The 23,377-nt window shown below is 65.5% G+C and carries 23 protein-coding genes; 15 read left to right on the forward strand and 8 right to left on the reverse strand.

Annotated elements, in window-relative coordinates; genetic code table 11:
* Positions 1-80: 80 nt before the first annotated feature.
* Genes U741_RS0105925 through def form a run of 3 tightly spaced genes read right to left on the reverse strand, consistent with a single transcriptional unit; the run spans position 81 to position 1,683 of the window.
* Positions 81-272, reverse strand: a complete 192-nt coding sequence (locus tag U741_RS0105925; protein WP_029889564.1) for an oxidoreductase-like domain-containing protein — start codon at positions 270-272, stop codon at positions 81-83.
* On the reverse strand, positions 269-1,183 hold the full coding sequence (gene fmt, locus U741_RS0105930) for a methionyl-tRNA formyltransferase (RefSeq protein WP_029889565.1): 915 nt from the start codon (positions 1,181-1,183) through the stop codon (positions 269-271). Before fmt ends, U741_RS0105925 begins: the two co-directional genes overlap by 4 nt.
* Entirely contained in the window at positions 1,180-1,683 is a 504-nt protein-coding gene (gene def / locus U741_RS0105935; RefSeq protein ID WP_029889566.1) for a peptide deformylase, read from the reverse strand. Before def ends, fmt begins: the two co-directional genes overlap by 4 nt.
* Before the next feature lie 98 nt (positions 1,684-1,781).
* Between def and U741_RS0105945 the strand changes: the two genes are divergently transcribed.
* The 7 genes from U741_RS0105945 to U741_RS0105975 all read left to right on the forward strand — a co-directional run bounded on the left by U741_RS0105945 (position 1,782) and on the right by U741_RS0105975 (position 9,689).
* The gene (locus U741_RS0105945) at positions 1,782-2,954 is read left to right on the forward strand and encodes a LysM peptidoglycan-binding domain-containing protein (protein WP_161776140.1); all 1,173 of its coding nucleotides are present in this window, start codon (positions 1,782-1,784) and stop codon (positions 2,952-2,954) included.
* Positions 2,951-4,066, forward strand: coding sequence for a DNA-processing protein DprA (gene dprA, locus U741_RS0105950; RefSeq protein WP_029889567.1), 1,116 nt, complete (start codon positions 2,951-2,953; stop codon positions 4,064-4,066). Before U741_RS0105945 ends, dprA begins: the two co-directional genes overlap by 4 nt.
* A 105-nt stretch (positions 4,067-4,171) precedes the next feature.
* Positions 4,172-4,639: a Smg family protein gene (locus tag U741_RS0105955; protein ID WP_029889568.1), complete on the forward strand. Its 468-nt coding sequence runs from the start codon at positions 4,172-4,174 to the stop codon at positions 4,637-4,639.
* 114 nt (positions 4,640-4,753) lie between these two features.
* Entirely contained in the window at positions 4,754-7,213 is a 2,460-nt protein-coding gene (locus U741_RS0105960; protein WP_029889569.1) for a DNA topoisomerase I, read from the forward strand.
* Entirely contained in the window at positions 7,213-7,764 is a 552-nt protein-coding gene (gene tsaC, locus U741_RS0105965; RefSeq protein ID WP_029889570.1) for an L-threonylcarbamoyladenylate synthase type 1 TsaC, read from the forward strand. The genes U741_RS0105960 and tsaC overlap by 1 nt, the downstream gene beginning before the upstream one ends.
* Positions 7,765-7,795: 31 nt before the next feature.
* Entirely contained in the window at positions 7,796-8,716 is a 921-nt protein-coding gene (hemF, locus tag U741_RS0105970) for an oxygen-dependent coproporphyrinogen oxidase (protein ID WP_029889571.1), read from the forward strand.
* A 37-nt stretch (positions 8,717-8,753) separates the two neighbouring features.
* Entirely contained in the window at positions 8,754-9,689 is a 936-nt protein-coding gene (locus tag U741_RS0105975; protein ID WP_029889572.1) for a hydrogen peroxide-inducible genes activator, read from the forward strand.
* Positions 9,690-9,914: 225 nt separating this feature from the next.
* On the opposite strand, the gene U741_RS0105980 is transcribed toward U741_RS0105975, so the two are convergent.
* Positions 9,915-11,273, reverse strand: coding sequence for a peptidoglycan-binding domain-containing protein (locus U741_RS0105980; protein WP_084154687.1), 1,359 nt, complete (start codon positions 11,271-11,273; stop codon positions 9,915-9,917).
* A 104-nt stretch (positions 11,274-11,377) separates the two neighbouring features.
* A complete protein-coding gene (locus U741_RS0105985) occupies positions 11,378-12,181 on the reverse strand; it encodes a sulfite exporter TauE/SafE family protein (RefSeq protein WP_029889574.1) in 804 nt (267 codons plus the stop codon).
* Between the two features lie 116 nt (positions 12,182-12,297).
* Here U741_RS0105985 and U741_RS0105990 point away from each other — a divergent pair, with 116 nt between their 5' ends.
* From U741_RS0105990 to U741_RS0106010, 5 genes are all read left to right on the forward strand, one after another.
* The gene (locus U741_RS0105990; RefSeq protein ID WP_029889575.1) at positions 12,298-14,229 is read left to right on the forward strand and encodes a lytic transglycosylase domain-containing protein; all 1,932 of its coding nucleotides are present in this window, start codon (positions 12,298-12,300) and stop codon (positions 14,227-14,229) included.
* A complete protein-coding gene (locus U741_RS17710; RefSeq protein WP_043110207.1) occupies positions 14,226-15,359 on the forward strand; it encodes a CCA tRNA nucleotidyltransferase in 1,134 nt (377 codons plus the stop codon). Before U741_RS0105990 ends, U741_RS17710 begins: the two co-directional genes overlap by 4 nt.
* A gap of 89 nt (positions 15,360-15,448) precedes the next feature.
* Positions 15,449-15,955 (forward strand): c-type cytochrome, encoded by a 507-nt coding sequence (locus tag U741_RS0106000; RefSeq protein ID WP_200872686.1) that lies wholly within the window; start codon positions 15,449-15,451, stop codon positions 15,953-15,955.
* Between the two features lie 322 nt (positions 15,956-16,277).
* Complete coding sequence (locus tag U741_RS0106005) at positions 16,278-17,369, forward strand: porin (RefSeq protein WP_084154688.1); 1,092 nt, start codon at positions 16,278-16,280, stop codon at positions 17,367-17,369.
* Positions 17,370-17,541: 172 nt separating this feature from the next.
* Positions 17,542-18,261, forward strand: a complete 720-nt coding sequence (locus U741_RS0106010) for a TorF family putative porin (RefSeq protein ID WP_029889579.1) — start codon at positions 17,542-17,544, stop codon at positions 18,259-18,261.
* A 67-nt stretch (positions 18,262-18,328) separates the two neighbouring features.
* Here the strand turns inward: U741_RS0106010 and U741_RS0106015 are convergent, their stop codons facing one another.
* Both U741_RS0106015 and U741_RS0106020 read right to left on the reverse strand, forming a co-directional pair.
* Entirely contained in the window at positions 18,329-19,831 is a 1,503-nt protein-coding gene (locus U741_RS0106015; protein WP_029889580.1) for a YifB family Mg chelatase-like AAA ATPase, read from the reverse strand.
* Between the two features lie 9 nt (positions 19,832-19,840).
* Positions 19,841-20,095, reverse strand: a complete 255-nt coding sequence (locus tag U741_RS0106020) for an accessory factor UbiK family protein (protein ID WP_029889581.1) — start codon at positions 20,093-20,095, stop codon at positions 19,841-19,843.
* A gap of 144 nt (positions 20,096-20,239) precedes the next feature.
* Between U741_RS0106020 and glnK the strand changes: the two genes are divergently transcribed.
* The 3 genes from glnK to U741_RS0106035 all read left to right on the forward strand — a co-directional run bounded on the left by glnK (position 20,240) and on the right by U741_RS0106035 (position 22,464).
* On the forward strand, positions 20,240-20,578 hold the full coding sequence (gene glnK / locus U741_RS0106025) for a P-II family nitrogen regulator (protein ID WP_029889582.1): 339 nt from the start codon (positions 20,240-20,242) through the stop codon (positions 20,576-20,578).
* A gap of 103 nt (positions 20,579-20,681) precedes the next feature.
* Positions 20,682-21,956: an ammonium transporter gene (locus U741_RS0106030; RefSeq protein WP_052378982.1), complete on the forward strand. Its 1,275-nt coding sequence runs from the start codon at positions 20,682-20,684 to the stop codon at positions 21,954-21,956.
* Between the two features lie 169 nt (positions 21,957-22,125).
* Positions 22,126-22,464, forward strand: coding sequence for a P-II family nitrogen regulator (locus U741_RS0106035; protein WP_029889584.1), 339 nt, complete (start codon positions 22,126-22,128; stop codon positions 22,462-22,464).
* Here the strand turns inward: U741_RS0106035 and U741_RS0106040 are convergent.
* Positions 22,461-23,324, reverse strand: coding sequence for an aq_1923 C-terminal domain (locus tag U741_RS0106040; protein WP_029889585.1), 864 nt, complete (start codon positions 23,322-23,324; stop codon positions 22,461-22,463). The genes U741_RS0106035 and U741_RS0106040 overlap by 4 nt on opposite strands.
* Between the last annotated feature and the right edge of the window lie 53 nt (positions 23,325-23,377).

A 23,377-nucleotide genomic window follows, 5' to 3' on the forward strand; every position in this document is an offset into this window, starting at 1 on the left:
TTATTCGACCTGAAGGAAATCATTCCGGTGTGGAAAGCGCGGGAGTGTTCCAGCGCTTCATGACGCGGCTGTGACAGGACTCAGCGAGGGTTTTCCGTGGCCTTGCGGGCGTCGAACTCGGCGGTGATGCGGGCGCACTCGGCGCGCCATGCCGCCATCTCATCGGCGTAATCCATCAACACGCAGGTGGCGCAACCGCCAGCGCAGCAGTCGGGCAAATCGGGCTTGGGCGGCAGAACCGGGCCGTCAGCGATTTTGTCCTTGCTGCTCATGCCAGCGTGCCCTCGGGTGCGCGCGCGCGCTGCCCGGCGTGCACCGGCGTGCCGCCAGGCCATTGCCAGGTCTGCAGTTGCAACACGCCATGGCCGGTGGCGACGCGAACGCCGTGCGTATCGGCCGACAGCACGGTGCCGGCAGGTGCATCGTGCATGCCGGGTTCGGCCACGGCCTCCCAGATGCGCAGGCGTGCGTCGCCGTGCAGCGCCCAGCACACCGGCACCGGGTTGAAGGCGCGGACGCGCCGCGCCAGCACCGCAGCGGGCTGGCTGAAGTCGAGACGCGCCTCGTCCTTGCTCAACTTGGCGGCGTAGCAGGCACCGGCCTCGGGTTGTGGTTCGGGCTGCCAGTCGCCGCGTGCCATGTCGGCCAGGGCGTCGACGATGGCGCTGGCGCCCAACGTTGCCAGGGCGTCATGCAGCGTTGCGCCGGTGGTCTCGTCAGTGATGGGCAGGCGCCGTGTCAGCCCCACCGGGCCGGTGTCGAGACCGGCATCCATTTGCATGATGCAGATGCCGGTCTCGGCATCGCCGGCCTCGATGGCGCGCTGAATCGGCGCCGCGCCCCGCCAGCGCGGCAGCAGCGAGGCGTGAATGTTCAGACAGCCGCGCGCCGGAATCTCAAGCGCGGCCTGCGGCAGGATCAGCCCGTAGGCCACCACCACCATGACCTCGACGTTGGCGTCGCGCAGCAGCGTCTGCGCGTCGGCGCGAAAGCGCTCGGGTTTGTGGACGGGCAGGCCCAGCGCCGCAGCACGTGCGGCCACCGGTGAGTCACTGAGCTTGCGGCCGCGCCCAGCCGGGCGGTCGGGCTGGGTAAACACGGCGGCAATGTCGTGCCCGGCGTTGTGCAGGGCATCGAGCGCGGCGACCGAAAACGCCGGGGTGCCAGCAAACGCCATTCTCATCCCGCCAGCTTCTCGGCTTTTTTCAGCTTCTTGAGGATGCGCTCGCGCTTGAGGCTGCTGAGATAGTCGATGTAAAGCTTGCCGTCGAGGTGGTCGATCTCGTGCTGGATGGCCTGGGCCATCAAGCCTTCTGCCTCAAGCTCGAACGGCTGGCCGTCGCGATCCAGCGCCTTGAGGTGAAGTCGGTTGAAGCGTTCGACCTTGTCGAGTGCGCCAGGCACTGACAGGCAGCCCTCTTCCATCATCTGCCGGTCGCTGGTGTCGGTCACTTCAGGGTTGATGATGACCATGGGTTTGGCATCGCCGTCGCCAAGGTCCATGACGGCGATGCGCAGGTCCACGCCAATCTGGTTGGCGGCCAGGCCGATGCCGGGTGCGTCGTACATCGTGTCGAACATATCGTCGATGAGCCGCTGTAAGGCGGCATCAAAGGTGACGACCGGTTTGGCCTTGATGCGCAGTCGCGGGTCGGGGTGGTGCAAGATGGGTTGGATGGCCATGGGCGCTCCTACGAAACGGCTGTGACATGTTGGCTTAAGCCTTTGCCACATCAGGGATTCATGCCAGAATCGATAATCGACTCCGGGGAGTAATGACGATGTCGCAGTATACCGGCACCCTTGCCCGGACCTTGCTGATTGTGGGCGTCGCGACCGGCCTCGGGGCCTGCGTCACCGCCGCGCCGCCGCAGACCACGCGCACCGAGTCGGCGCCTGTGCCGATTTCGCAATCGCAGGCGCCGCAGGCACCATCGTCCACCTCAGCGGCGAGCGCACCGGCCGCGCCGACGCCAGTGACCTTTCGCGAATCGGCCCCGCTGCAGTACGTGGTGCAACCGGGCGACACGCTGTGGGGCATCGCCAATCGCTTTCTCACCCAGCCCTGGCAGTGGCCCGAAGTGTGGTTTGGTAACGATCAGGTGGCCAACCCGCACCTGATTTACCCCGGCGACGTGTTGAATCTGCGCGTCGTTGACGGCCGCCAACAGGTGGTGCGCGATGCTGCGCCGGGGATGCGCGTGCTGCGTCTGGGGCCGCAGGTGCGCGAGAGCGCGCTGGATGAGGCGATCCCGGCGATTCCGCTTGAGGCGATTCAGGATTTTCTTCGCAACCCGCGCCTGGTCGGTGCGGACGAACTGGAGCGAGCGCCCTACATCCTGGCCTTCGGCGATGACCAGCTGATCGCCGGCAGCGGCAGCCCGGTGTTCATCAAGAATTTGCCTGCCAACGGCGATTACCGCTGGGCAGTGGTGCGACCGGACCGCCCGATCACCGAACCCGATTCGCGCGAAGTTCTCGGTTATGCGGCGACGCCGGTCGGTGGCCTGGAAGTGCGCGAGATCGACGCCACCGCCAGCCTCGGGCGCCTGACCCGCTCCGAAATGGAAGCGCGCGTCGGCGATCGGCTGGTGCCCATCGAAGACACCTTGTTTGAGGCCCGGTTCGTGCCGCGCGCGCCCGAGGTCGAGGTCGATGGCCGGGTGGTGTGGATCGCCGAAGAGCGGTTGCAGGCGACGCAGTTTCAGGTGGTGGCGATCAATCGCGGCTTTGATGCCGGTCTTGCGCCGGGGCACCTGCTGACGATCAAGCAGCGCAGCCGGGTGGTCAACGACCCGCACGCACAGGGGACCGTGACCCTGCCCGAGCAGCCGGTCGGCACCCTGATGCTGTTCCGTACCGATGCGCGCCTGTCGTTTGGGCTGGTGCTGGAAGCCACCCGACCCATCGGCAGTCTGGACGCGGTGGTCAACCCGGTCGCCAGCGCCCGGTGACCGACGCGGTCGCGGCGCAAAACGCGGCGCTGAGGCTGTTGCGAACGCCGGGTATGGGCCCGGTCACGGTGGCCAAGTTGCTGGCGCAGCTCGGCTCTGTCGAGGCCATCGTCAATGCCCGCCCCGGCGTCTTGCGTGACGTGGGGTTGAGTCAGGCGCGCATCGACGCACTGCGCCACGCCGCCCCGGCGTTGATCGAACCCGATCTGGCGTGGCTGGCTGCAGCAGCGGACCGACATATTCTGCTGATTGACGACCCGCGCTATCCCGAGCGCTTGCGACAGACGCCCGGCGCGCCACTGCTGCTGTTCGTACAGGGCGACCCCGACTGGCTGGCCGTGCCGCAACTGGCCATCGTCGGCAGCCGGTCGGCGACGCCGCAGGGGGCGCTCAACGCCCGGTCATTTGCCGAGGCACTGGTCGGCTGCGGCATCACCATCACCAGCGGCCTGGCGCTGGGTATCGACGGTGCCGCGCACGAGGGAGCGCTGGCCGGCAAGGGCGGCACGGTGGCGGTGTGTGCGACCGGGCTGGATCGCGTGTACCCGGCGCGGCATCAGGCCCTGGCGCGACAGATTGCCGCCGAGGGCGTGCTGGTCTCGGAGCTTCCCATCGGCACTGCGCCACAGCAGGGCTTCTTCCCGCGGCGCAATCGCATCATCAGTGCCTTGTCCCTGGGGGTACTGGTCGTCGAGGCGGCGCGCGAAAGCGGCTCGCTGATCACTGCGCGTTTCGCCATGGAGCAGGGTCGCGAGGTGTTCGCCATCCCCGGCTCCATTCACAACCCGCAGGCGCGGGGCTGCCATGCGCTGATCCGCCAGGGCGCCAAGCTGGTCGAGTCGGTCGACGACATTCTTGAAGAACTCGCACCGCAGCTCGTTGGCCGCTTGCGCGAGGGCGCGCCAGACGTGAAGACGGCGACCGACGTTCTGACGCCCGAAGCCACCGCGCTGCTCGCCGAACTGGGTGATGAAGCGCTGGACTTCGACACCCTGCTGGCGCGCGGCACAGACTCCGTGGCCGGTCTGTCGGCACAGTTGCTGACGCTGGAATTGGCGGGCCGGGTGGTGCAAGGCGGCGATGGTCGTTATCGCGCGGTCCGCGGCGGGTGACACGCATTCACCCCGGCGCGCGGCCATCACGCCCTATACTTTGCACAGAAATTGCTTCATCAGTCCCCGTGCAGCCCTAGCGTGTTCAGCCCCAAGGAGAGCGCCATGAAAGAAACCGTCCTTGATGTGCTGATGTACCTGTTCGAGAACTACCAGACGGTCGAATTCGTTGACCAGGCCAATCACGAGACCTTGCAAGAGGAGCTGGTGGCCGCCGGGTTTGAGGTCGAGGAAGTGGGCAACGCCTTCCGCTGGCTCGACGGTTTGACCCAAACCCGGCAGTTGCCGATGGTGTTCGGGCCGAGTGCGGCATTGCGGATTTACACCCGCGAAGAGATTCAGCGTATCCCCACCGACTGTCGCGGGTTTCTGCTCTATCTGGAGCAATTGGGCATTTTGTCGCCGACCCATCGCGAATGGATTATTGATCGGCTGATGGCGCTGGTCGAAGACATCGATCTGGAGCGTGCCAAATGGGTCTGTCTGCTCGTGCTGATGAGCGATGAGCAGGCCGAGGAGGCCTTCGCCCATGTCGAAGAGATGGTCTATTACGCGGGCGAGTTTCTCCACTGACGCGCGACCTTTTCCAGGCGCCCGGCTTTACAGCAGGCGCAATGTCCCGATATAAGCGGCCCCTTTTCTGCGGGCTCTGCCTGTCAGCGCCATTTATCCATGGACCCGCTCTGAATGAGTAAATACCTTGTCGTCGTCGAGTCGCCTGCCAAGGCCAAGACGATCAAGAAGTACCTTGGCAACGATTACGAAGTGCTGGCCTCATACGGCCACGTGCGTGATCTGGTGCCCAAGGACGGCGCCGTCGACGTGACCAATGCCTTCGCCATGAAGTACCAGCCCATCGAGCGCAACGAGAAGCACGTGCGCGCCATACAGAGTGCGCTGCGCAATGCCGACGGCCTGATTCTGGCGACCGACCCTGACCGCGAAGGGGAGGCCATTTCCTGGCATTTGCTGGAGTTGCTGACCGAACGCAACGCCATGAAGAACAAGACGGTCGAGCGCGTCGTGTTCCACGAAATCACCGAACGTGCAGTGCGCGAAGCCGTGGCCAAGCCGCGCCAGGTCGCCACCGATCTGGTCAACGCCCAGCAGGCGCGGCGGGCACTGGATTATCTGGTCGGCTTCAATCTGTCGCCGCTGCTGTGGCGCAAGATCGCGCCAGGCCTGTCAGCCGGTCGTGTGCAAAGCCCGGCGTTGCGACTGATTTGTGAGCGTGAAGAAGAGATCAAGGCCTTCATCCCGCGCGAGTACTGGACGCTACTGGCGGCCGCCGACAAAGGCGGCAGTGCGTTCACGGCCAAGTTGGTCGAACTCGACGGTCAGAAAGTCGAGCAGTTCACCGTCACCGAAGGGCCTGCGGCCACGGCCGCCCGCGAGCGCCTGCTGGCCTCTGCGGCGGGTCAGCTCACGGTCGGCACGGTCGACAAGAAGCAGCGGCGCCGCAACCCGTCGCCGCCGTTCACCACCTCGACCCTGCAGCAGGAGGCCAACCGCAAGCTCGGTTTCACCTCCACCCGCACCATGCGCACAGCCCAGCAGCTTTATGAAGGCATGGACCTGGGCGGCGAAACGATGGGTCTGATCACCTACATGCGTACCGACTCGCTGAGCCTGTCGCAGGACGCCTTGGGTGAGATTCGTCAGGTCATCGTCAAGGAATATGGCAACAGCGCCTGCCCACCCGAGGCGCGCTATTTCAAGACCAAATCGAAGAACGCGCAGGAAGCGCACGAGGCCGTGCGCCCCACCTCGGCGATGCGCACGCCAAAGTCGGTGGCAAAGTTTCTCGGCCCCGACCAGCTCAAGCTCTATGAGCTGATCTGGAAGCGCACCATGGCCTCGCAGATGACCCAGGCGGTGTTCGACACCGTCACCGCCGAACTGCGGGTCGACGACAAGAACGCCTTCCGCGCCAACGGCTCGGTGCTGGTCGAGCCCGGTTACCTGGCGGTGTACAACGTGTCGCTGGATGTGGGCGAAGAGGCTGAAGATGACGAAAAGCGCCTGCCGCCGCTGGAAACCGGCGAGCGCGTCACGCTCACCGACATCAACGCCGACCAGCACTTCACCGAACCGCCGCCGCGCTTCACCGAGGCCAGCCTGGTCAAGACCCTGGAGGCCTACGACATCGGCCGGCCCTCCACCTACGCGAGCATCATCAGCACCCTGCAGGCGCGTGATTACGTGCGCCTGGACGGCAAGGCGTTCACGCCCACCGATGTCGGCATGATCGTCAACAAGTTTCTCACCGATCACTTCACCCGCTACGTCGACTACCAGTTCACCGCCAACCTCGAAGACGACCTCGATGCCGTGTCGCGCGGCGAGAAGCAGTGGCAACCGCTGCTGGCCAGCTTTTGGCAGCAGTTCAAGCCGCAGGTTGACGAGAAGATGGAGCTCAAGCGCGAGGAAGTGTCTGAAGCGCGGGTGATCGGCGTGGACCCCGAGAGCGGCAAGCCGGTGTCGGCGCGGCTCGGCCGTTTCGGACCATTTGTGCAGATCGGCACCAAGGACGACGCCGACAAGCCGCGCTTCGCCAGCCTGCGTGCCAACCAGCGCATCGACACCATCACCCTCGACGCCGCGTTGGCGTTGTTCGAGTTGCCGCGCATGCTCGGCAACCTCGACAACGGCGATGAAGTGGCGGTCAATATTGGCCGCTTCGGCCCTTACGTGCGTTACGGCAGCCAGTTCGTCTCGCTGAAGAAGGACGACGACCCCTACACCGTCGACCTGCCGCGCGCGCTCGAGTTGATCGAGCAGAAAATTGCGGCGCTTGAGGCGGCGACCATCGTCAAGTTTGGCGACACGGGGATCCGCATCATCAAAGGCCGCTTTGGGCCGTACATCACCGACGGTGCGCGCAAGTCACCGATTCCCCGCAGCAAAGACCCCGAGAGCCTGTCGGTGTTCGAGTGCGAGGCTTATCTGGCCGAGGCCGCTGCGGCGAAGAAGTCGGGCAAGAAGGGCGCCAAGGGCAAGGCCAAGTCGACGAGCGCCAAGCCCAAGGCCGATGCCAAGCCGAAGACCAAGGCTGCCGCCAAGAAGCCTGCGGCGAAAAAGGCCACCAAAAAACCGGCGGCGAAAAAGCCCGCTGCCAAGAAGCCGCCCAAACCCGCGACCGCCTGATGCTCGCGGCAGCGTTGCGGCGTGCAGTACGCCAGACCCTGGCAGCCGGTGGGGTGCTGGCCTATCCCACCGAAGCGGTGTGGGGGCTGGGTTGCGACCCGTTCAGCGACGCCGCGCTGCGGCAGTTGCTGGCGCTAAAGCGGCGCGATCCGGCCAAGGGTCTGATCGTGGTGGCCAGCCACATCGATCAACTCGACGGGCTGATCGTGATCCCGTCGCGGGCCGCCTATCGCCGCGCGCGGCTGAGCTGGCCGGGGCCCAATACCTGGGTGTTTCCCGCCGGACCCGACGCTTCGCCGTGGTTGACCGGCGAGCGCGATACGCTGGCGGTGCGGGTGTCGGCGCATCCGGTGGTGCGCGACCTCTGCGAAGCCTGGGTCGGCCCGCTGGTCTCGACCAGCGCCAACCGCAGTGGCCAGCCCCCGGCCATGAGTCGCACGCAGGTGCAGTTGCGCTTTGCCGACATGTTGGTGGTGCCGGGCGCCTTGGGCGGGTCGGATCGCCCCACCTCGATCCGCGAGGCCGCGACCGGGCATTATCTGCGGCAGTGAACCGCCGCCTTTGCCCCCTGAATACCGCGTGATGACCCAGTCCCCTGACCCTTTCGTGACCCGTGTCGACACCTGGCTGCGGCGACTGCAGCAGGACATCTGCACGGGTGCCGAGCAGTTCGAGCCAACCGCGCGATTCCAGTCCGATGCCTGGCAGAAGCCGGCTGAAGCCCGTCTGCAGGGCGAGGGCGATACCCGCGTACTCGAAGCCGGGCAGGTGTTTGAGCGCGGTGGCGTGGCCCGCTCGGTGGTGCGCGGCGCGGCGCTGCCGCCGTCGGCCACGGCATCGCGTCCCGAGCTCGCCGGGCGACCGTTTCAGGCCATGGGCGTGTCGGTGGTATTGCACCCGCGCAACCCCTTTGTGCCCACCACACATTGCAACGTACGCATGCTCAATGTCGGTGGCGACGGCCTGCCGGCAGTGCGCTGGTTTGGCGGCGGCTTTGACCTCACGCCCTACTACGGCTTTGAAGAAGACGCGCGCGGCTGGCACGGTGCCGCTCGCGAGGCGGTGGGTGAAGGGCTTTACCCGCGCTTCAAGCGACAGTGCGATGAGTATTTCTACATTCGTCATCGTGATGAACCGCGCGGCATCGGTGGTCTGTTTTTTGACGACTGGACCGAAGGCGGTGACGACCCGGCTTTTGCCTTGACCCAACGGGTCGGCGAGGCGTTTTGGGCCGCCTACGCACCCATCGTTGCGCGGCGCAAAGATCTGCCCTTCGGTGAACGCGAGCGACGCTGGCAGTTGCAGCGGCGTGGCCGTTACGTCGAGTTCAATCTGGTGTGGGACCGCGGCACGCTGTTTGGCCTTCAATCGGGCGGGCGCACCGAGTCGATCCTGATGTCAATGCCGCCCGAGGTGCAGTGGGCCTACGACGCGCAGCCCGCTGCCGGGACGCCCGAGGCCGAACTGCTGACGCATTATCTGCAGCCGCGCGACTGGTGCTGAGGCATACTCCAGAGGCGTTTCTGCCACGTTCTGCCCCGTGACCCTGACCGAACTCCGCTATCTGGTAAACCTCGACAAAGAGCGCCACTTTGGGCGTGCCGCCGAGCGCTCGTTCGTCAGCCAGCCCACCCTGTCGGTGGCGCTGAAAAAGCTGGAAGACGAGTTCGGCGTGATTCTGTTCGAACGCAACCGTGGCGAAGCCCGACCAACGCCGGTGGGTGCGCGCATCATTGAGCAGGCGCGACGCGTGTTGGCCGAGGCGCGGCGCGTCGAAGACATCGCCAAGGAAGGCGGCGACGAGCTCTCGGGCGCGCTGCGCATCGGCGCGATCTACACCGTCGGCCCTTACATGCTGCCGCAGCTGGTGCCGGCGCTGCGCAAGGCGGCACCCAACATGCCGTTGGTGATCGAGGAAAACTACACCGGCATCCTGCTCGACCAACTGCGCGACAACGAAATTGACGTCGCGCTGCTGGCGCTGCCCATCGACCTCAACGGCCTCAGTGCGTGGCCGGTGTACGACGAATCGTTTGTGGTGATGATGCCGCCCGATCATGCGCTGGCCGACAAGATCGAGATCCCGGCCGCGCAACTCGCGCATCACCCGCTGCTGCTGCTGGGGCCGGGGCATTGTTTTCGCGACCAGGTGATCGAGGCCTGTCCGAAATGTGTCGAGCCCGACGCCCAGGGCCCGCGACCGCAGACCGGCAGCTCGCTGGAAACCATTCGCCACATGGTGGTCAGCGGGCTGGGCATCACCGTGCTGCCCGAAGCCTCGGTGAAGAACCGACCGGACGACGGCGGGCTGGTGGCCCGCCCGTTCAAGCCACCGGCGCCGGAGCGTCAGATCGCGCTGGTGTGGCGGCGAACCTTCCCGCGTTTCAAGGCCATCACCCTGCTGCGTGACACGCTGCTGGCCTGCCGTATTCAGGGTGTGCGGTTCTTACCGGACGCGCCGCAGCAGGGCAACTGAAAGACCTCTCGCCCCGGCCGACACGGGTTGATTGACACCATGGTGGCCGCTGAACCGTCGCGCTGGCGTGATCGTGCGAGAGGAGCCCCCCAAATGTTCAACAAGTTTTTTTGCTGGCAAGCGTCCCAGCGACCTGGGGCTCAACCGCGCCCGCGTCGAGCGTATTCGCAACGCCTTCGACGCCTATTGAATCGGCAGCACGCGTGTACGAGCCGATTCAATGACTCAAATCGTGTTGCGGACCCCAAGGGCCTGGACCGACTCGACATTCAGGTAACTGTCGACCGGCAGGCCGCGCGACCGCTGGAAATCATTCAGGGCGCTGAGTGTGCGGCGCCCGAGGATGCCGTCAATCGGACCCGGGTCGAAGCCCTGCGACTTGAGCGCCTGCTGCACGCGCTGCAACAGGCCGGGCGTCATGTTGGTCTCGCAGATCACCGAGCGCCATTCGAGTGACGACGGGTGGGTCAGTTCGCGCACCGTGACCGTGGCCAGTTGCTCGGGCACCGGAACACGGTTGACGCGCGCGGGCTCGACCATGCGCTGCACCTGCATGTTGGACACCTGGGCCGGCACGCTGACGCGGCGCACCTGGGCGGGCTGGTCAACGATCCGGCGGGTGATGCTGCGGTATTCGCCCGGCACCTGCACCTCGCGCGACTCCGCCGGGCGGGTCTGCACGCGCCGCGTGATGCTCTTGTAAACAGCCGGTTCTTCAACCAGGCAGAAGATCTGGCCGGTGGCGTGGTCGATACGCTCCAGCGGCCCTCGGCCTGGCCTCCAAACCTGGCGTGCGGGGCGTTCGAGCACACGCTCGGTGACCGTGTCGTACTGCGGCTCGGTGGTCACGTAGCGCGTTGTCGGCGGGCGCACCTCAACCTGTTCGGTCACGGTGCGGAAGGTGGGCGGCACCACCTCAAGGCGTTCGTAGCCCTCCTGCGTGACCACCGATTCATTCAGGGTCTGATAGCGGGCTGGCACCACCTGCACTTGCTCGCTGGCCGGACGGACCACGTAGGTCTGCTGCACGTTGCGGTACTGCTCGGGCCTGCGGACCAGCGCGTAGCAGTCGCCGGGCGACGCTTGCGGCATCGGCGGAATGCCCTGCTCATAGGCGCCGGGCGCCATGCCCGAATCCTGGACGGTGGTGCTGAACACCGGCGCGTTGCTGGCTGGCATCACCATCGGCTGCTGCACTGGCGCGGCCGCTGGCCTCGCATCACGCTGCTGCGCGGGAAGCTGCCATTGCTGCGGTGCGCTGCGATGCTCGCGTGCCAAGCGCTCGGCGGTGCGCTGCTCTTCGGCACTGGCGGCGGTGGGCTTGCGAAATCCTGGCGGGATGGCCGCCGGCGGCGGAATTTCGTTGGCGAAACGGGGGCGTGGCTGACCGCCGTAGGTCGACGTTGAGTCGGTCACCGGAAAGCTTTGCGATACCGGTGACACCTGCCCGATGCCCTGGCTGTAAAACGGTGACGGAATACCCGCACCGCTGCGGTCGGCGGACGTGGCGCAGCCTGACAGCAACAGAGCGCAAGTCGCGATCCCGATGCCCCCCAATGTCGCACCTTGAAATGCCCCGGTCATGTCGCGTCCCTTCAGGTTTTCAGGATGCTAGCAGCGGCCGCAACCGACGGCGAGGGGCGTAGATGACCTGAGCCTTTCGACGCAAAGGCTTGCGTCACATCCGGTCAGTGTTGCCCCAGAAGCAGATACAGGCCGATGCCGACCAGCAGCAGCGCGAAGGCGCGTTTCAGCGTTTGCGGCGAGGCGGCATGCGCCAAGCGGACGCCGATGGGTGCGGTGAGCACGCTGAACACACCGATGCCCGCCAGCGCCGGCAGCGACAGATAGCCCAGTGCCGGCGCCGGCACGCCGACCGTGCCCCAGCCGGCCCAGACAAAGCCCAGCGCCCCGGCCCAGGCAATGGGAATGCCGGCCGCGGCCGAGGTGCCGACCGCCTGGTGAATCGGCACACCACGCAGGTTGAGGTAGGGCACGTTCAGCGAACCGCCGCCGATGCCGATCAACGCCGCCGCCGCGCCGATGACGGTGCCGGCAATGCCCAGCTCGGCGCGTGATGGCGGCTTGGCATCGGCGGCCACCGGCTTGGGCGTGACCAGCGCCATCTGCGCGGCAATCGCCAGCGCGCCGAAGCCGACAATATTGCGCAAGGCCGCGCCGCTCAGCAGGTCGGCGACCTGTGCGCCAATCACGGCGCCCAGCATCAGGCCCGGCGCCAGACTCGACAGCACGCGCCAGTTGACGCTGCCCCGCCGCTGGTGGGCGCGGGCCGACGACAGGCTGGTAAAACCGATCACGCCCAACGAAGTGCCGATGGCCACCTGCATGACGACCTCGGTGGGCACCCCGAGCCGGGGCATCACCACGGCGAGAATCGGCACGATGGTCAGGCCACCGCCGACGCCGAACAGGCCGGCCATCACGCCCGCCACCACCCCAGTGGCGGCGAAGATCAGCAGGTCGATAAACATGTGATCAATCGCATGAAACGTCCTGGGGGGCGGCACGGGCCGGGAAACGGGCCCGTAGACTACTGAAACGCCAGATTGATGTGGAGTTGGACGCTGCGATGACCCGAATAAAGTCCATGACCCGGTGGACCCTGCCGGCCCTGTTGGGCCTGGGCACCTGCCTGCCCGCGCTGGCGATGGCGAACCCGGATTCGCTGCGTGAAGAATTCATCGAGGTGCTGGCGGCGATCGAAAAGGGCGAGAACCCGCCGCGCTCCGAGGCCCTGCAGCGTTACAGCCTCGCGCCGTATCTGGACGCGGCTGCGGTGCGTCGGCTGATCGCTCGCAACAACCCAGAAGCCGATCAGGCGTGGCCGGCGTTCCGGGCTGCGCACCCGCAACATGTCGAGAACCGTGATCTGGCGCGCGAGTGGTGGCGCAGCCTGGTGCGGCGGCAGGCCTGGGCGCAGGTTTGGGCCGAGGTGCCGGCCGACGTGAGTTTCACCGACCTGCAATGCCAACGGCTGCGCGCCGGCCTCGAAACCGGGCAGGACCCGGCCGTGCTGGTGCCGCAGATCCAGGCGGCGTTCAAGACCGGGCGCTCGATGCCCGACGCCTGTGACCGGCCGTTCGAATGGCTGCAGGCCCGGGGCGGACGTCCAGACGCACTGGTGATCGAGCGCTTCGAACTGGCTTTGGCGGGCAACGAGTTCGGTCTGTCGCGCTTCCTGCTCCGGCAGTTGCCGGACCAACGGCGCGACCCATATGCGCAGCGCCTGGCCTTGCGCTCGGCGCCGGCCAGCGCGATACCCGCGCTGCTCGACGCGCCCCCGTCGCCACTGCCGTGGGACGACCTGATCAGCGGCTGGAACCGTTGGGCGGCCGCCGACATCAACGCTGCGCAGCGCATGGCGCCGCGCCTCGCCGAACTGGACGGACTCAGCGACGGCCAGCGTGCCGCGGTCTGGAATGCCGTGGGCCTGCGTCTCTCGTGGCGGCGCGATGAGGCGGCGCTCGACGCGTTCCGTCGTGCCGGGTTTGGCTCGGACGACGACCGTGTGCATGAGTGGCGGGTGCGCGCGGCGCTTTGGGCCGGCGCGTTCGAGCAGGCTGATCGCTGGCTGGCGGTGTTTCCCGACGCACTCGCCGCCGAGCCGCGCTGGCGCTACTGGCGGGCGCGAGTCACCGAAAAATTACAGGGCTTGGCGGCCGCACGCGGTGATTACCAGCGCTTGCTGACGGCCAACAATGTCTATGCACTGCTTGCCGCCGAGCGCCTTGATGTGGCGATGCTGCCGCAGCCGCAGCCAGGCGCGCCGCCTAACCCCGCGGTGCAGACGGCGTTCGACCAGGACCCGGCCATCGCGCGGATGCGCGAGCTGCACGCGCTGGACCTGCGGCCGCGCTTCAACCTCGAATGGTTCGCCTTTTTCGCCGGTCGCGACATGCCGACCTATGACCAACTCTCACAGTTCGCGTTTGCCCAGGGCTGGTGGGTGAACGGCGTGGCCTCATCCACTGCGGCACGTATTTTTGACGACTTCGTGCGCCTCTATCCGCGACCCTACGACGCGCTGGTGGCGCGCGCCGCCGCCGACAGCGGCCTGCCGGCGCCGCTAATCTACGGTCTGATCCGTCAGGAGAGCCTTTACGAGCCGCGCGCCCGCTCGCACGCCAACGCTTACGGTCTGATGCAGTTGCTGCTGCCCACCGCACGCGGTGTCGCCCAGCGTCACGACCTGCCGCGTCCCGATGTCGAGGCGCTGTACCAGCCGGCGCGTAACGTCGCCCTGGGTTCGCGCTATCTGGCCGAGCGTTTCAAGCGCTTTGACGGCCAATGGATGCCGGCGATTGCGTCCTACAACGCCGGCGCCGGGGCGGTGGATCGCTGGCTGCCCGACACGCCAAAGGACGCCGACATTTGGATGGAAAACGTGCCCTACAACGAAACCCGCAACTACATCGGCAAGCTGCTCTGGCACCAGGCCGTGTATGCGTGGTTGGGCAGCGGTGAGGCGCAGCGCGCGGGCGTGGCGATGCGCCCGGTGGTGCGGCCCGGCGCACGGTGAAACGCTACCTGGTTGGTGGTGCGGTGCGCGATGGCCTGCTTGGCCTGACCCCGCACGAGCGCGATTGGGTGGTGGTCGGCAGTACCCCGGAGCAGATGCGTGCGGCGGGGTTTACCCAGGTCGGGCGCGACTTTCCGGTGTTCCTGCACCCGCAGACCAAGGAAGAGCATGCGCTGGCGCGCACTGAACGCAAGAGCGGGGCGGGGCATCAGGGCTTTGTGGTGCACGCGTCGCCCGAGGTCACGCTAGAGGACGACCTGATTCGTCGCGACCTCACTGTCAATGCCATTGCCGAGGACGAATCGGGCGCCCTGATCGACCCTCATGGCGGCGCGCGTGACATCGAAAATCGCTGGTTGCGACACGTGTCGCCGGCCTTCAGCGAAGACCCGCTGCGGGTGCTGCGGTTGGCGCGGTTTGCGGCGCGCTTTGCGCCCCTTGGGTTTCGCGTCGCCGATGAAACATTGGCGCTGTGCCGGCAACTGGTGGCAACGGGCGCGCTGCGTGAGTTGTCCGCCGAGCGGGTCTGGCAGGAGACCGTGCGTGCCATCAATGAGAGCCCGGCCCCCAGTGTTTTTTTCACCACGCTGGACGCCGTCGGCGGCTTGGCCGACTGGTTCGGCTGGCTGTCGACGACGGCGTTGCCCTTGTCGCTGGCGGCGGTGGATCAGGCCACGGCTGACCACGCCGACCCGGTGGTGCGGGCCGCGGCATGGATGGCGCCGGCGGCGGCCCAATTGACTCCAGTGAAGTGGGACGCGGTTTGTCAGCAACTACGGGTGCCCAACGACATCAGCACCCTGGTGGCCACGTTCGTGGCGTCTGCTGACGACCTTCACCACGGCGAGGCCCTCGCGCCCGATGCGCTACTGCGGCGGCTGGAAGGTATGTCCGCGTTTCGCCGCTCGACGCTGTTTGATCGGGTGCTCGCGGTCGATGCGGTGCTGGCGCAGGGGGTCCGACGCCGGGCCCACACGGCGTTCTGGCAGGCCGCACGTGCCCAAGCCGAGGCCGTGCAGGCGCGTGATGTCATGACCGACGGCCTGCGCGGCCCGGCGATTTCGGATGCCCTCGCCGCCGCCCGTACGCAGCGATTGGCCGATTGGCGGCAGGCATTCGGTCGGGCCTAGAAGCGTTCGCGCGCAAATCAGTGGGCGCGAGCCACCGGCTCGGGTAAACTCTCGCCCCCGTATTCCTCAAATCAGTGTTGGAGCAGCCGGTGGGCAACAAACCTCAAGACGGTCAGAACCCAGACAAGATCTTCATGGCCAACTTCAGCAAGGTGATGGGCGGGCTGGGCGTCATTTTTGTGATTTGTATCGTTGCGGCCGGCCTGTTTGCCAGCGGCGACATTCGCGACGATGAAGGTCAGACGGCACTGATGAAAGAGCGTCTCGCGCCGATCGGCAAAGTGGTCACCGACCCCGAGATGCTGGTGCAGGCCAGCGCAGAGACCGAGACTTCACGTGAGCCCTACACCGGCGCCCAGGTGGTCGAGCGCGTTTGCGGCGCCTGCCACAACGCCGGCGTGCTCGATGCGCCAAAGTCTGGCGACAACGCCGCCTGGGCGCAACGCTTCGACGAGAAGGGCCTCGACACCCTGGTCAAGCACTCCATCGAGGGCTACAACGCGATGCCGGCGCGCGGCGGAGATTCCAGCCTCAGCGACGACGAAGTGCGTGACGCCGTCAAAGCGTTGCTGGAAGACGCTGACGTGTCGATCTGACCCGGTCGTCGCCGCAAACAAGGCGCTGCTCAGGCGCCTTTTTTGTGGGCGATGCACGGGTGATGCACCGATCAAGTGCACGTGATCTTGATGCACAGCGGATCGAGGCCCTGCGAACGACGGTGATATAGGGTCACTGATGCACCGAGTTGGTGCGACTTGTGCCGCGTGATCCCCAACCGGGCGACGGACGTGCATCTGTCAGTCGTTGCGCTCATCCATTCGGTGCAAGAATCCGTTGTGTCTTTTCTCGCTGCAATGCAGCAGGCGCCGAGCCGAGCCGGGTCGGCGCTTTAGCACCTTCACATTCCCAGGAGAATCAATGATGCGTTCAACGCGATTCATCGCGGCAGGCAGTGTTTTGGCGATGTTCTCGATGCAGGCGGTGGCCGTTGAAGTCGGGGCCCGCCTCTATGGCGACCTGCGCTACTCGGTGGGGCATTCCGATGTTCAAGACGGCGCCGATGACACCGAGTTCAGCAGCAACAACAGCCACCTGGGCGTTGCGCTGAGCGGCGCCGAAGGCGACATCAGCGTCACCGGTGTTTACGAGTTGGGCATCGACGCCGGTAACACCACCAACGGTAGCGACGACACCCGGCAGGCTTACCTGAGCGTCGGCTCGCCGTTCGGCAGCCTGGCATTGGGGCAGCTCGAAACCGCTTACAAGCGGGCCGGGCAACAGCTGGACCCGTTCTACAACACCGGTGTGGGGACCATCACCGGCACGCCGTTCGGCAATGCCGGTGCGCCGGTGCTGGGGCCGGGCTTTGGCCTTTCGGCACTGACCTCCGACACGGTGGACCAGGGACTGGTCGCCGATCAGGTGGCGTACAAGTCGCCCACCATTGCCAATCTGACCGGCAACGCGGCCATCATTTTTGGCGACGATGATGGCGGCGATGGCGGGCAGGAAGATTTCGGCGTGGGCGTTGAGTACGCGGCCGACGGCATTCTGTTCGGGGTGCAGTATCTCGATATCCGTTCTACGGTGAACGGCACGCCCAGCGCCAACTTCAACGCCGGATTGCCCAACGCAACCAAGGCAACCCGCGTTTACGGCGGATACGCGACTGAGGTGTGGGGCCTGGGCGCCTCTTGGGAGCCACTGGAGATTGAAGGCGCGCCCGATCGCGACTATTACTTTTTGAGCGGCACCTTGAGCCTTAATGACCGAACCCGGCTGGCCGCATCGCTGGGCTATGTCGAAAACGTGCCGTTTGAAGGCCAGAGCCTGTCACTCGGGGTGTTCTACGACGTGTTCGCCGGGTTGGAGGCCTACGCCGCCGCACGTTACTCCGACCGCGACGAAGACGCGATCCTCGCCAATGGCTTTGCCGTGGCCGACGGCCCGTCAGTGGGTGAGTTGGTGTTGGGCATCAACTACCAGTTCAGCCTCGCCGAGCTGTTCTAAGCCGCCCAAGCGGCGCATCCAAAAGCCGGGCAGCGCCCGGCTTTTTTGTGACATATTTTTGTGACAGACTTCGCTCGCTTTCAGTTGGCACGCAGATTGCTTTTCTTCAACCGGGACCCGCGCATCACAAGATCGACGGGAACAACCTCAAGACGTTTCAGGAGAGTAATTGATGAATTTCAAGCATTTGGCTGTGGCTGCAGCGGTGAGCACCGCAACGTTTTCGGGCTCTGCCTTGGCACAGCTTTCGGGGAATGTGGGCGTGGTGTCGGAATACATGTTCCGCGGCTTCGCGCAGAGCAATGGCGCAGCCGTTCAGGGTGGTCTCGATTACGCAGCAGACTCCGGCTTTTACGTCGGCACGTGGGCCTCAACGATCAACTTCGCCAGTGCCACCGGTAGCGGTGCAGAAGTCGATGTTTACGCCGGTTTTGGCGGTGAGGCTGGAAGCGTTTCCTACGACATCGGTGCGATTTACTACTGGTATGCCGAAGAAGATGAGCCGGGCCCTCAGGACCCGTCACTCAACACCATCGAAACATACGGAAGCCTCGGCTTCGGCCCGTTTACCCTGGGCGCTTACGTGGCGTTTGGTGATTACTTCGGTGCAGTGAATCCTGATGGGACTGATGCTGACGGCGCCTATGGCATCTCGGGTGCTCTGAGCCTGCCGCTGTCGGAATTGATGTCTTTTGACGCGATGGTTGCATTACATGATGGTGAAGGGAACGAAGCGTTCACCCCCGATGGCGATGGCTACATCGAATACAACATCGGCGTATCTGCTGCGCTAGAAAACGGGTTCGGCATGGGCTTTGGTCTGGTTGCCACCGATATCGACGATGACGATCCGAAGTTGGTCATCAGCGGCAGCTACGGCTTCGATCTGTAACGATTCACTGGTCTGCAGTTGCTACGCAAAGCCGCCTTCGGGCGGCTTTTTTGTTGGGCTTTCAGGCTCAGGGGGCGCGGTAGCGCAGCGCTTCGGCGAGATGCGGTGTCGTGACGTGCGTCTCGCCCGCGAGGTCGGCAATGGTGCGCGCCACCCTGATCACCCGGTGCAGCCCACGGGCGCTCAGACCAAGGCGGGTCATGGCCTGCTGCAGTAGGGTTTGACCGGCCGCGTCGAGGGCGGCGTGGGTGTCCAGTTCACCGGCGTGCAACGCGGCGTTGGGTTTGTGTTGTCGCGCAATCTGCCGGGTGCGGGCGTCCATGACCCGGGCGCGCACCATTTCGGTGCGCTCGGCCCCGGCGTCACGACCCGGCCCCAGCAAGGCGCTTTCATCGACCCTCGGCACGCCAACGTGCAGGTCAATGCGATCCAGAAACGGGCCCGACAACCGACCCTGGTAGCGGCTCACCTGGTCGGGCGTGCAGCGACACTGTCCTTTGGGGTCACCGAGATGCCCGCAAGGGCAGGGGTTCATTGCTGCAATCAGTTGAAACCTCGCCGGAAAGCGCGTCTGCCGCGCCGCGCGGGCAATGTCGATGTGGCCGGATTCCAGCGGCTCACGCAGTACGTCGAGGACGGCACGCGGAAACTCCGGAAGTTCGTCGAGAAACAGCACGCCGTGATGCGCCAGGGTGATTTCCCCGGGGCGCGGCTGCGCGCCACCGCCCACCAACGCCACGCCGGACGCGGTGTGGTGCGGTGACCGGTAAGGCCGCAGCCCCCATAGGCTGGCGTCAAAGCCTTCGTGGCTGATGGAGCGGATGCTGGCGACCTCCAGCGCCTCGGCCTCGCTCAGCGGCGGCAACAGCCCCGGAAGCCTTGCGGCAAGCATGGATTTGCCGGCGCCGGGCGGGCCAACCAGTCGCATCGAATGCCCGCCGGCTGCAGCAATTTCCAGCGCACGTTTGGCCTGATGCTGGCCGCGCACGTCGGCAAGGTCGGGCTGGTCACGCGCAGCCGCGGGTGGCGATGGGGGTGGGGCCGGTTCACACGGCAATGCACCCTGATGGAGCGCCGCGACCAGTGCACTTAAATGGTGCATCGGGTGCAAGCGTGCCGCTCGGCAAAGCTGGGCCTCCGCGAGGTTTTCCGCGGGCAGAACCAGGCCGCGCCGGTGTCGGGTGGTCTGCAGGGCGGCGGGGAGTGCGCCCTGCACGGCGCGAATTTCACCCGACAGCGACAATTCGCCCAGCACTTCGAAGTCGTCAAGGCAGCCGGCCGGCAGGGCCTGCTGCGCCAGCAGAATGCCCAGCGCCATGGGCAAGTCGAAACGCCCGCCGTGCTTGGGCAGGTCGGCGGGGGCCAGGTTGATGGTGATGCGCTGCTGCGGAAAGCTGAAACCGCTGACGGTCAGCGCCGCACGCACCCGGTCTTTGGCTTCGCGAACCGCCGCCTCGGGCAGGCCGACGATGTTCAGCGCCGGCAGGCCATTGCCCAGATGCACTTCGACCCGCACTTCTTCTGCCACCAAGCCGTTCTGCGCGCGGGCCCGGACGGTGGCAAGACTCATGAGCGGCGGTTAGCGCCGCTGCGGCGCGTGCTGTTCCAGCGCAGAGAGTCGGGCTTCCAGCGCTTTCAGGCGGGCCTGGGTACGGGCCAGCAGCTCGGCTTGCACGTCAAAGCGTTCGCGGGTGACCAGGTCGAGCTTGTCGAGGTGGGCGCCGAGCATGACGCGGAAGTTGTCCTGCAATTCACGCCGCAATTGGCTCATGCCCGGCGGCAAGGCCTGGGCGAGGCGGTCAGCAAGCGCATCCAGAGAGCGAGGGTCGAGCATTTGCAAAGTTTAGCGCGGGCCGGGTGCTGTGCGCTGGATCACGGTTTTCGGCCGTTTGGCACGGTCCCTGCTTGTCACCCTGCGGAATCCGGGAACAGGCTGCCTGGATCTCAACCAACAACATCGCTACCAGGAGTGATTTCGATGAAATTGATCGCAGCCATCATCAAGCCTTTCAAGCTGGACGAGGTGCGTGAAGCGCTCTCGGACATCGGGGTCGCCGGGATTACGGTTACCGAAGTGAAAGGTTTTGGTCGGCAAAAGGGACACACAGAGCTGTATCGCGGGGCGGAGTACGTCGTTGATTTTCTGCCGAAGGTCAAGGTGGAAGTCGGCGTTGATGACGACAAGGTGGAAACCGCCATCGACGCCATCACCAAGGCGGCGCACACCGGGAAGATCGGCGACGGCAAGATTTTCGTCACCGCCATCGAGCAGGCCATTCGCATTCGTACCGGCGAAACCGGCGACGACGCACTTTGATATCCAAGGAGAGAACACGATGAATCGTTCTGTATTCAAATGGCTGATGCTGGCCGCTGGGGCGGGGGCCGCCTTCGGAGTCTCTGCGCAGGAAGCAGAGGTCATGACGGAGGTGGCTGAAGCGGCCGCCGGTATTTCCACGGCCGAACTGGCTTACGCACTCGACACCTTTTACTTCCTGGTGGCCGGCGCGTTCGTGATGTGGATGGCGGCGGGCTTCTCGATGCTGGAGGCCGGGCTGGTCCGTTCCAAGAACACTGTTGAAATTCTGACCAAGAACGTCGCGCTGTTTGCGACCGCCTGCGTCATGTATCTGTTGATCGGCTACAACTTCATGTACACCGAAGCCGGAATGTATCTGCCCGGGTTCGATTTCATGCTGTCGATGGAAGACAACGCCGCCGACGTGGTCAACGCCGGTGGTGAAGACGCGCCTTATTACTCTGGGCTGTCGGACTTCTTCTTCCAGGTGGTGTTCGTGGCCACCGCCATGTCCATCGTCTCGGGTGCGGTCGCCGAGCGTATGAAGCTGTTTTCCTTCCTCGCCTTCGCGGTGGTGATGACCGGCTTCATCTACCCGATCCAGGGCATGTGGAGCTGGGGCGGCGGTTTCTTGGGTGAAACCTTCGGCTACTCCGACTACGCGGGTTCGGGCATCGTGCACCTCTGCGGTGCGGCTGCGGCACTGGCACTGGTGATTCTGATCGGACCCCGCAAGGGCAAGTACGCAGCCGATGGCAAGGTTCATCCGATTCCGGGTGCGAACCTGCCGCTCGCCGCGCTGGGCATGTTCATCCTGTGGATGGGCTGGTTCGGCTTCAACGGCGGTTCGGAGCTGGCAGTCGCCAGCGTCGATTCGGCCAACAACGTCGCCAAGGTGTTCGTCAACACCAACATGGCTGCCAGCGGCGGTTTGCTGGCTGCGTTGATCATGGCGAAGCTGCGCTTCGGCAAGGCTGACTTGACCATGGCGATCAACGGCGCCTTGGCCGGTCTGGTGGCAATCACCGCAGATCCGCTGTCACCGTCGTCGGGTCTGGCGACTCTGATCGGCGCGGCCGGTGGCGTGCTGGTGTTCTTCTCGATCCTGGCCCTCGACAAGCTGAAGCTCGATGACCCGGTCGGTGCCATCTCGGTGCACGGCACGGTCGGTATCTGGGGCGTGCTCGCAGTGCTGCTGTCCAACGACGGCGCCACGGCGACCGGTCAGTTGGTGGGCATTGCCGCGATCTTCGCCTGGACCTTCGGTTTGACCATCGTCATCGGCTTGATCATCAAGGCCATCATCGGCTTGCGGGTCTCCGAGGAAGAAGAACACGAGGGTATCGACCTTGCTGAATGCGGCATGGAAGCCTATCCCGAGTTCAAACAGGGCTGAGGTTTTCACACACGCGTCATGGCAACACACCGCCGGTTCTCCTCCGGCGGGTGGAATTGGGGCGGGTCGAAAGACCCGCCCTTTTTTGCGTCTGCAGGACCCGGTCAGCGGCAGTGGCGCGGTCAGCGCTACACTGCCGCTTCTCTTTTTTTGAGTTGGAGCGCGTCCCGTGAAAATGCTCGTCGCCATCATTAAGCCGTTCAAACTTGACGCTGTCCGTGAGGCGCTTGCCGACCTGGGCGTGCAGGGGATGACGGTGACCGAGGTGCGGGGTTTCGGTCGGCAGAAGGGTCACACCGAGCTTTACCGTGGTGCGGAATATGTCGTGGACCTGCTGCCCAAAATCAAACTTGAAGTGGCGCTGGCGCCCGACCAGCTCGACCCGGCCATTGAGGCCATCAGCAAGGCGGCGCGCACCGGCCAGATCGGCGACGGCAAGGTATTTGTTTACGACCTGGAGCAGACCATCCGCATCCGTACCGGTGAGGCCGGTATCGAAGCCGTTTAACGTGACGCGTCGGGCTGGGGCGAAAGCCCTGCGCTGACGCCGAGCAGTGCCCAGCGGTCGCCAGGCGCATAGAGGTTGATTGGGTCGAGCCGTACCGGCGCCGGCGGTTCCACCGCGACGATAAACGACTGTGGCACGCGCATCAGCGTGTGCAGCGTCGGGGTCAGTTCGGTCGGCAGCGCCCACCCGCTGTCACCGGCCATGGCCTGCAATTGCTCCAGCGTGGTGTCGGCCCAAGTGTCCACCGGACGCCGCGCGGCCAGCGCCGCGCCCTGCTGCAGGCGCGACAACACCCCGCTGTCATAGACCGCCAGCGTGGCGTCGACCAAGGTCATCCCGGCCAGCGTGAATGCTGGAAATTCAGGCCCGGCATGAAAGCGCGCGGTCAGCTCGACGGCCAGCCCGTCCAGCACCTGCCAGTCAAGCCCCCATTGCCATGGCAGCCCGTCCAGCGGGGGTCTCGCCTGTATCGTCAGCGCGCCGTCGAGCTGCGTGATCCCGGCGCGCCGCAGCATCTGGTCCAGCGTAGCCGGGAGGCCGTCGACCGGGATCTGCAAACCATCCATGACAATTCGGCGCTCGCCTGTGGCGGCATCGGCATCGCCCAAATACAGCCTTTGCGCGCTCAGCCGGTAGCCCACCGGCAGACCGAGGCCATCACGCCAGCCGCCGACCGGCTCCAGCGTGACGCCTTGCAGGGTGACCGGCTGCCCAGGCCAGGCGCGCAGCGTCTGATGGCGCAGCAGCGCATACGGCCGCAATGCAGTGACCTGTTGTGCAACCGCCTGCGTCGCACGGTGGTGCAGCCACCCCGTCCACGCCAGCGCGAGCACGACGACCAGCAGAAGGAAACGGATCATGGCCGCAGTTTAGGGTGCGCGCCCTGTTGCCGTGGGCCAGTGCCAGGGGCATG

Origin of the sequence: Polycyclovorans algicola TG408, from assembly GCF_000711245.1 — a bacterium.
Classification (GTDB): domain Bacteria; phylum Pseudomonadota; class Gammaproteobacteria; order Nevskiales; family Nevskiaceae; genus Polycyclovorans; species Polycyclovorans algicola.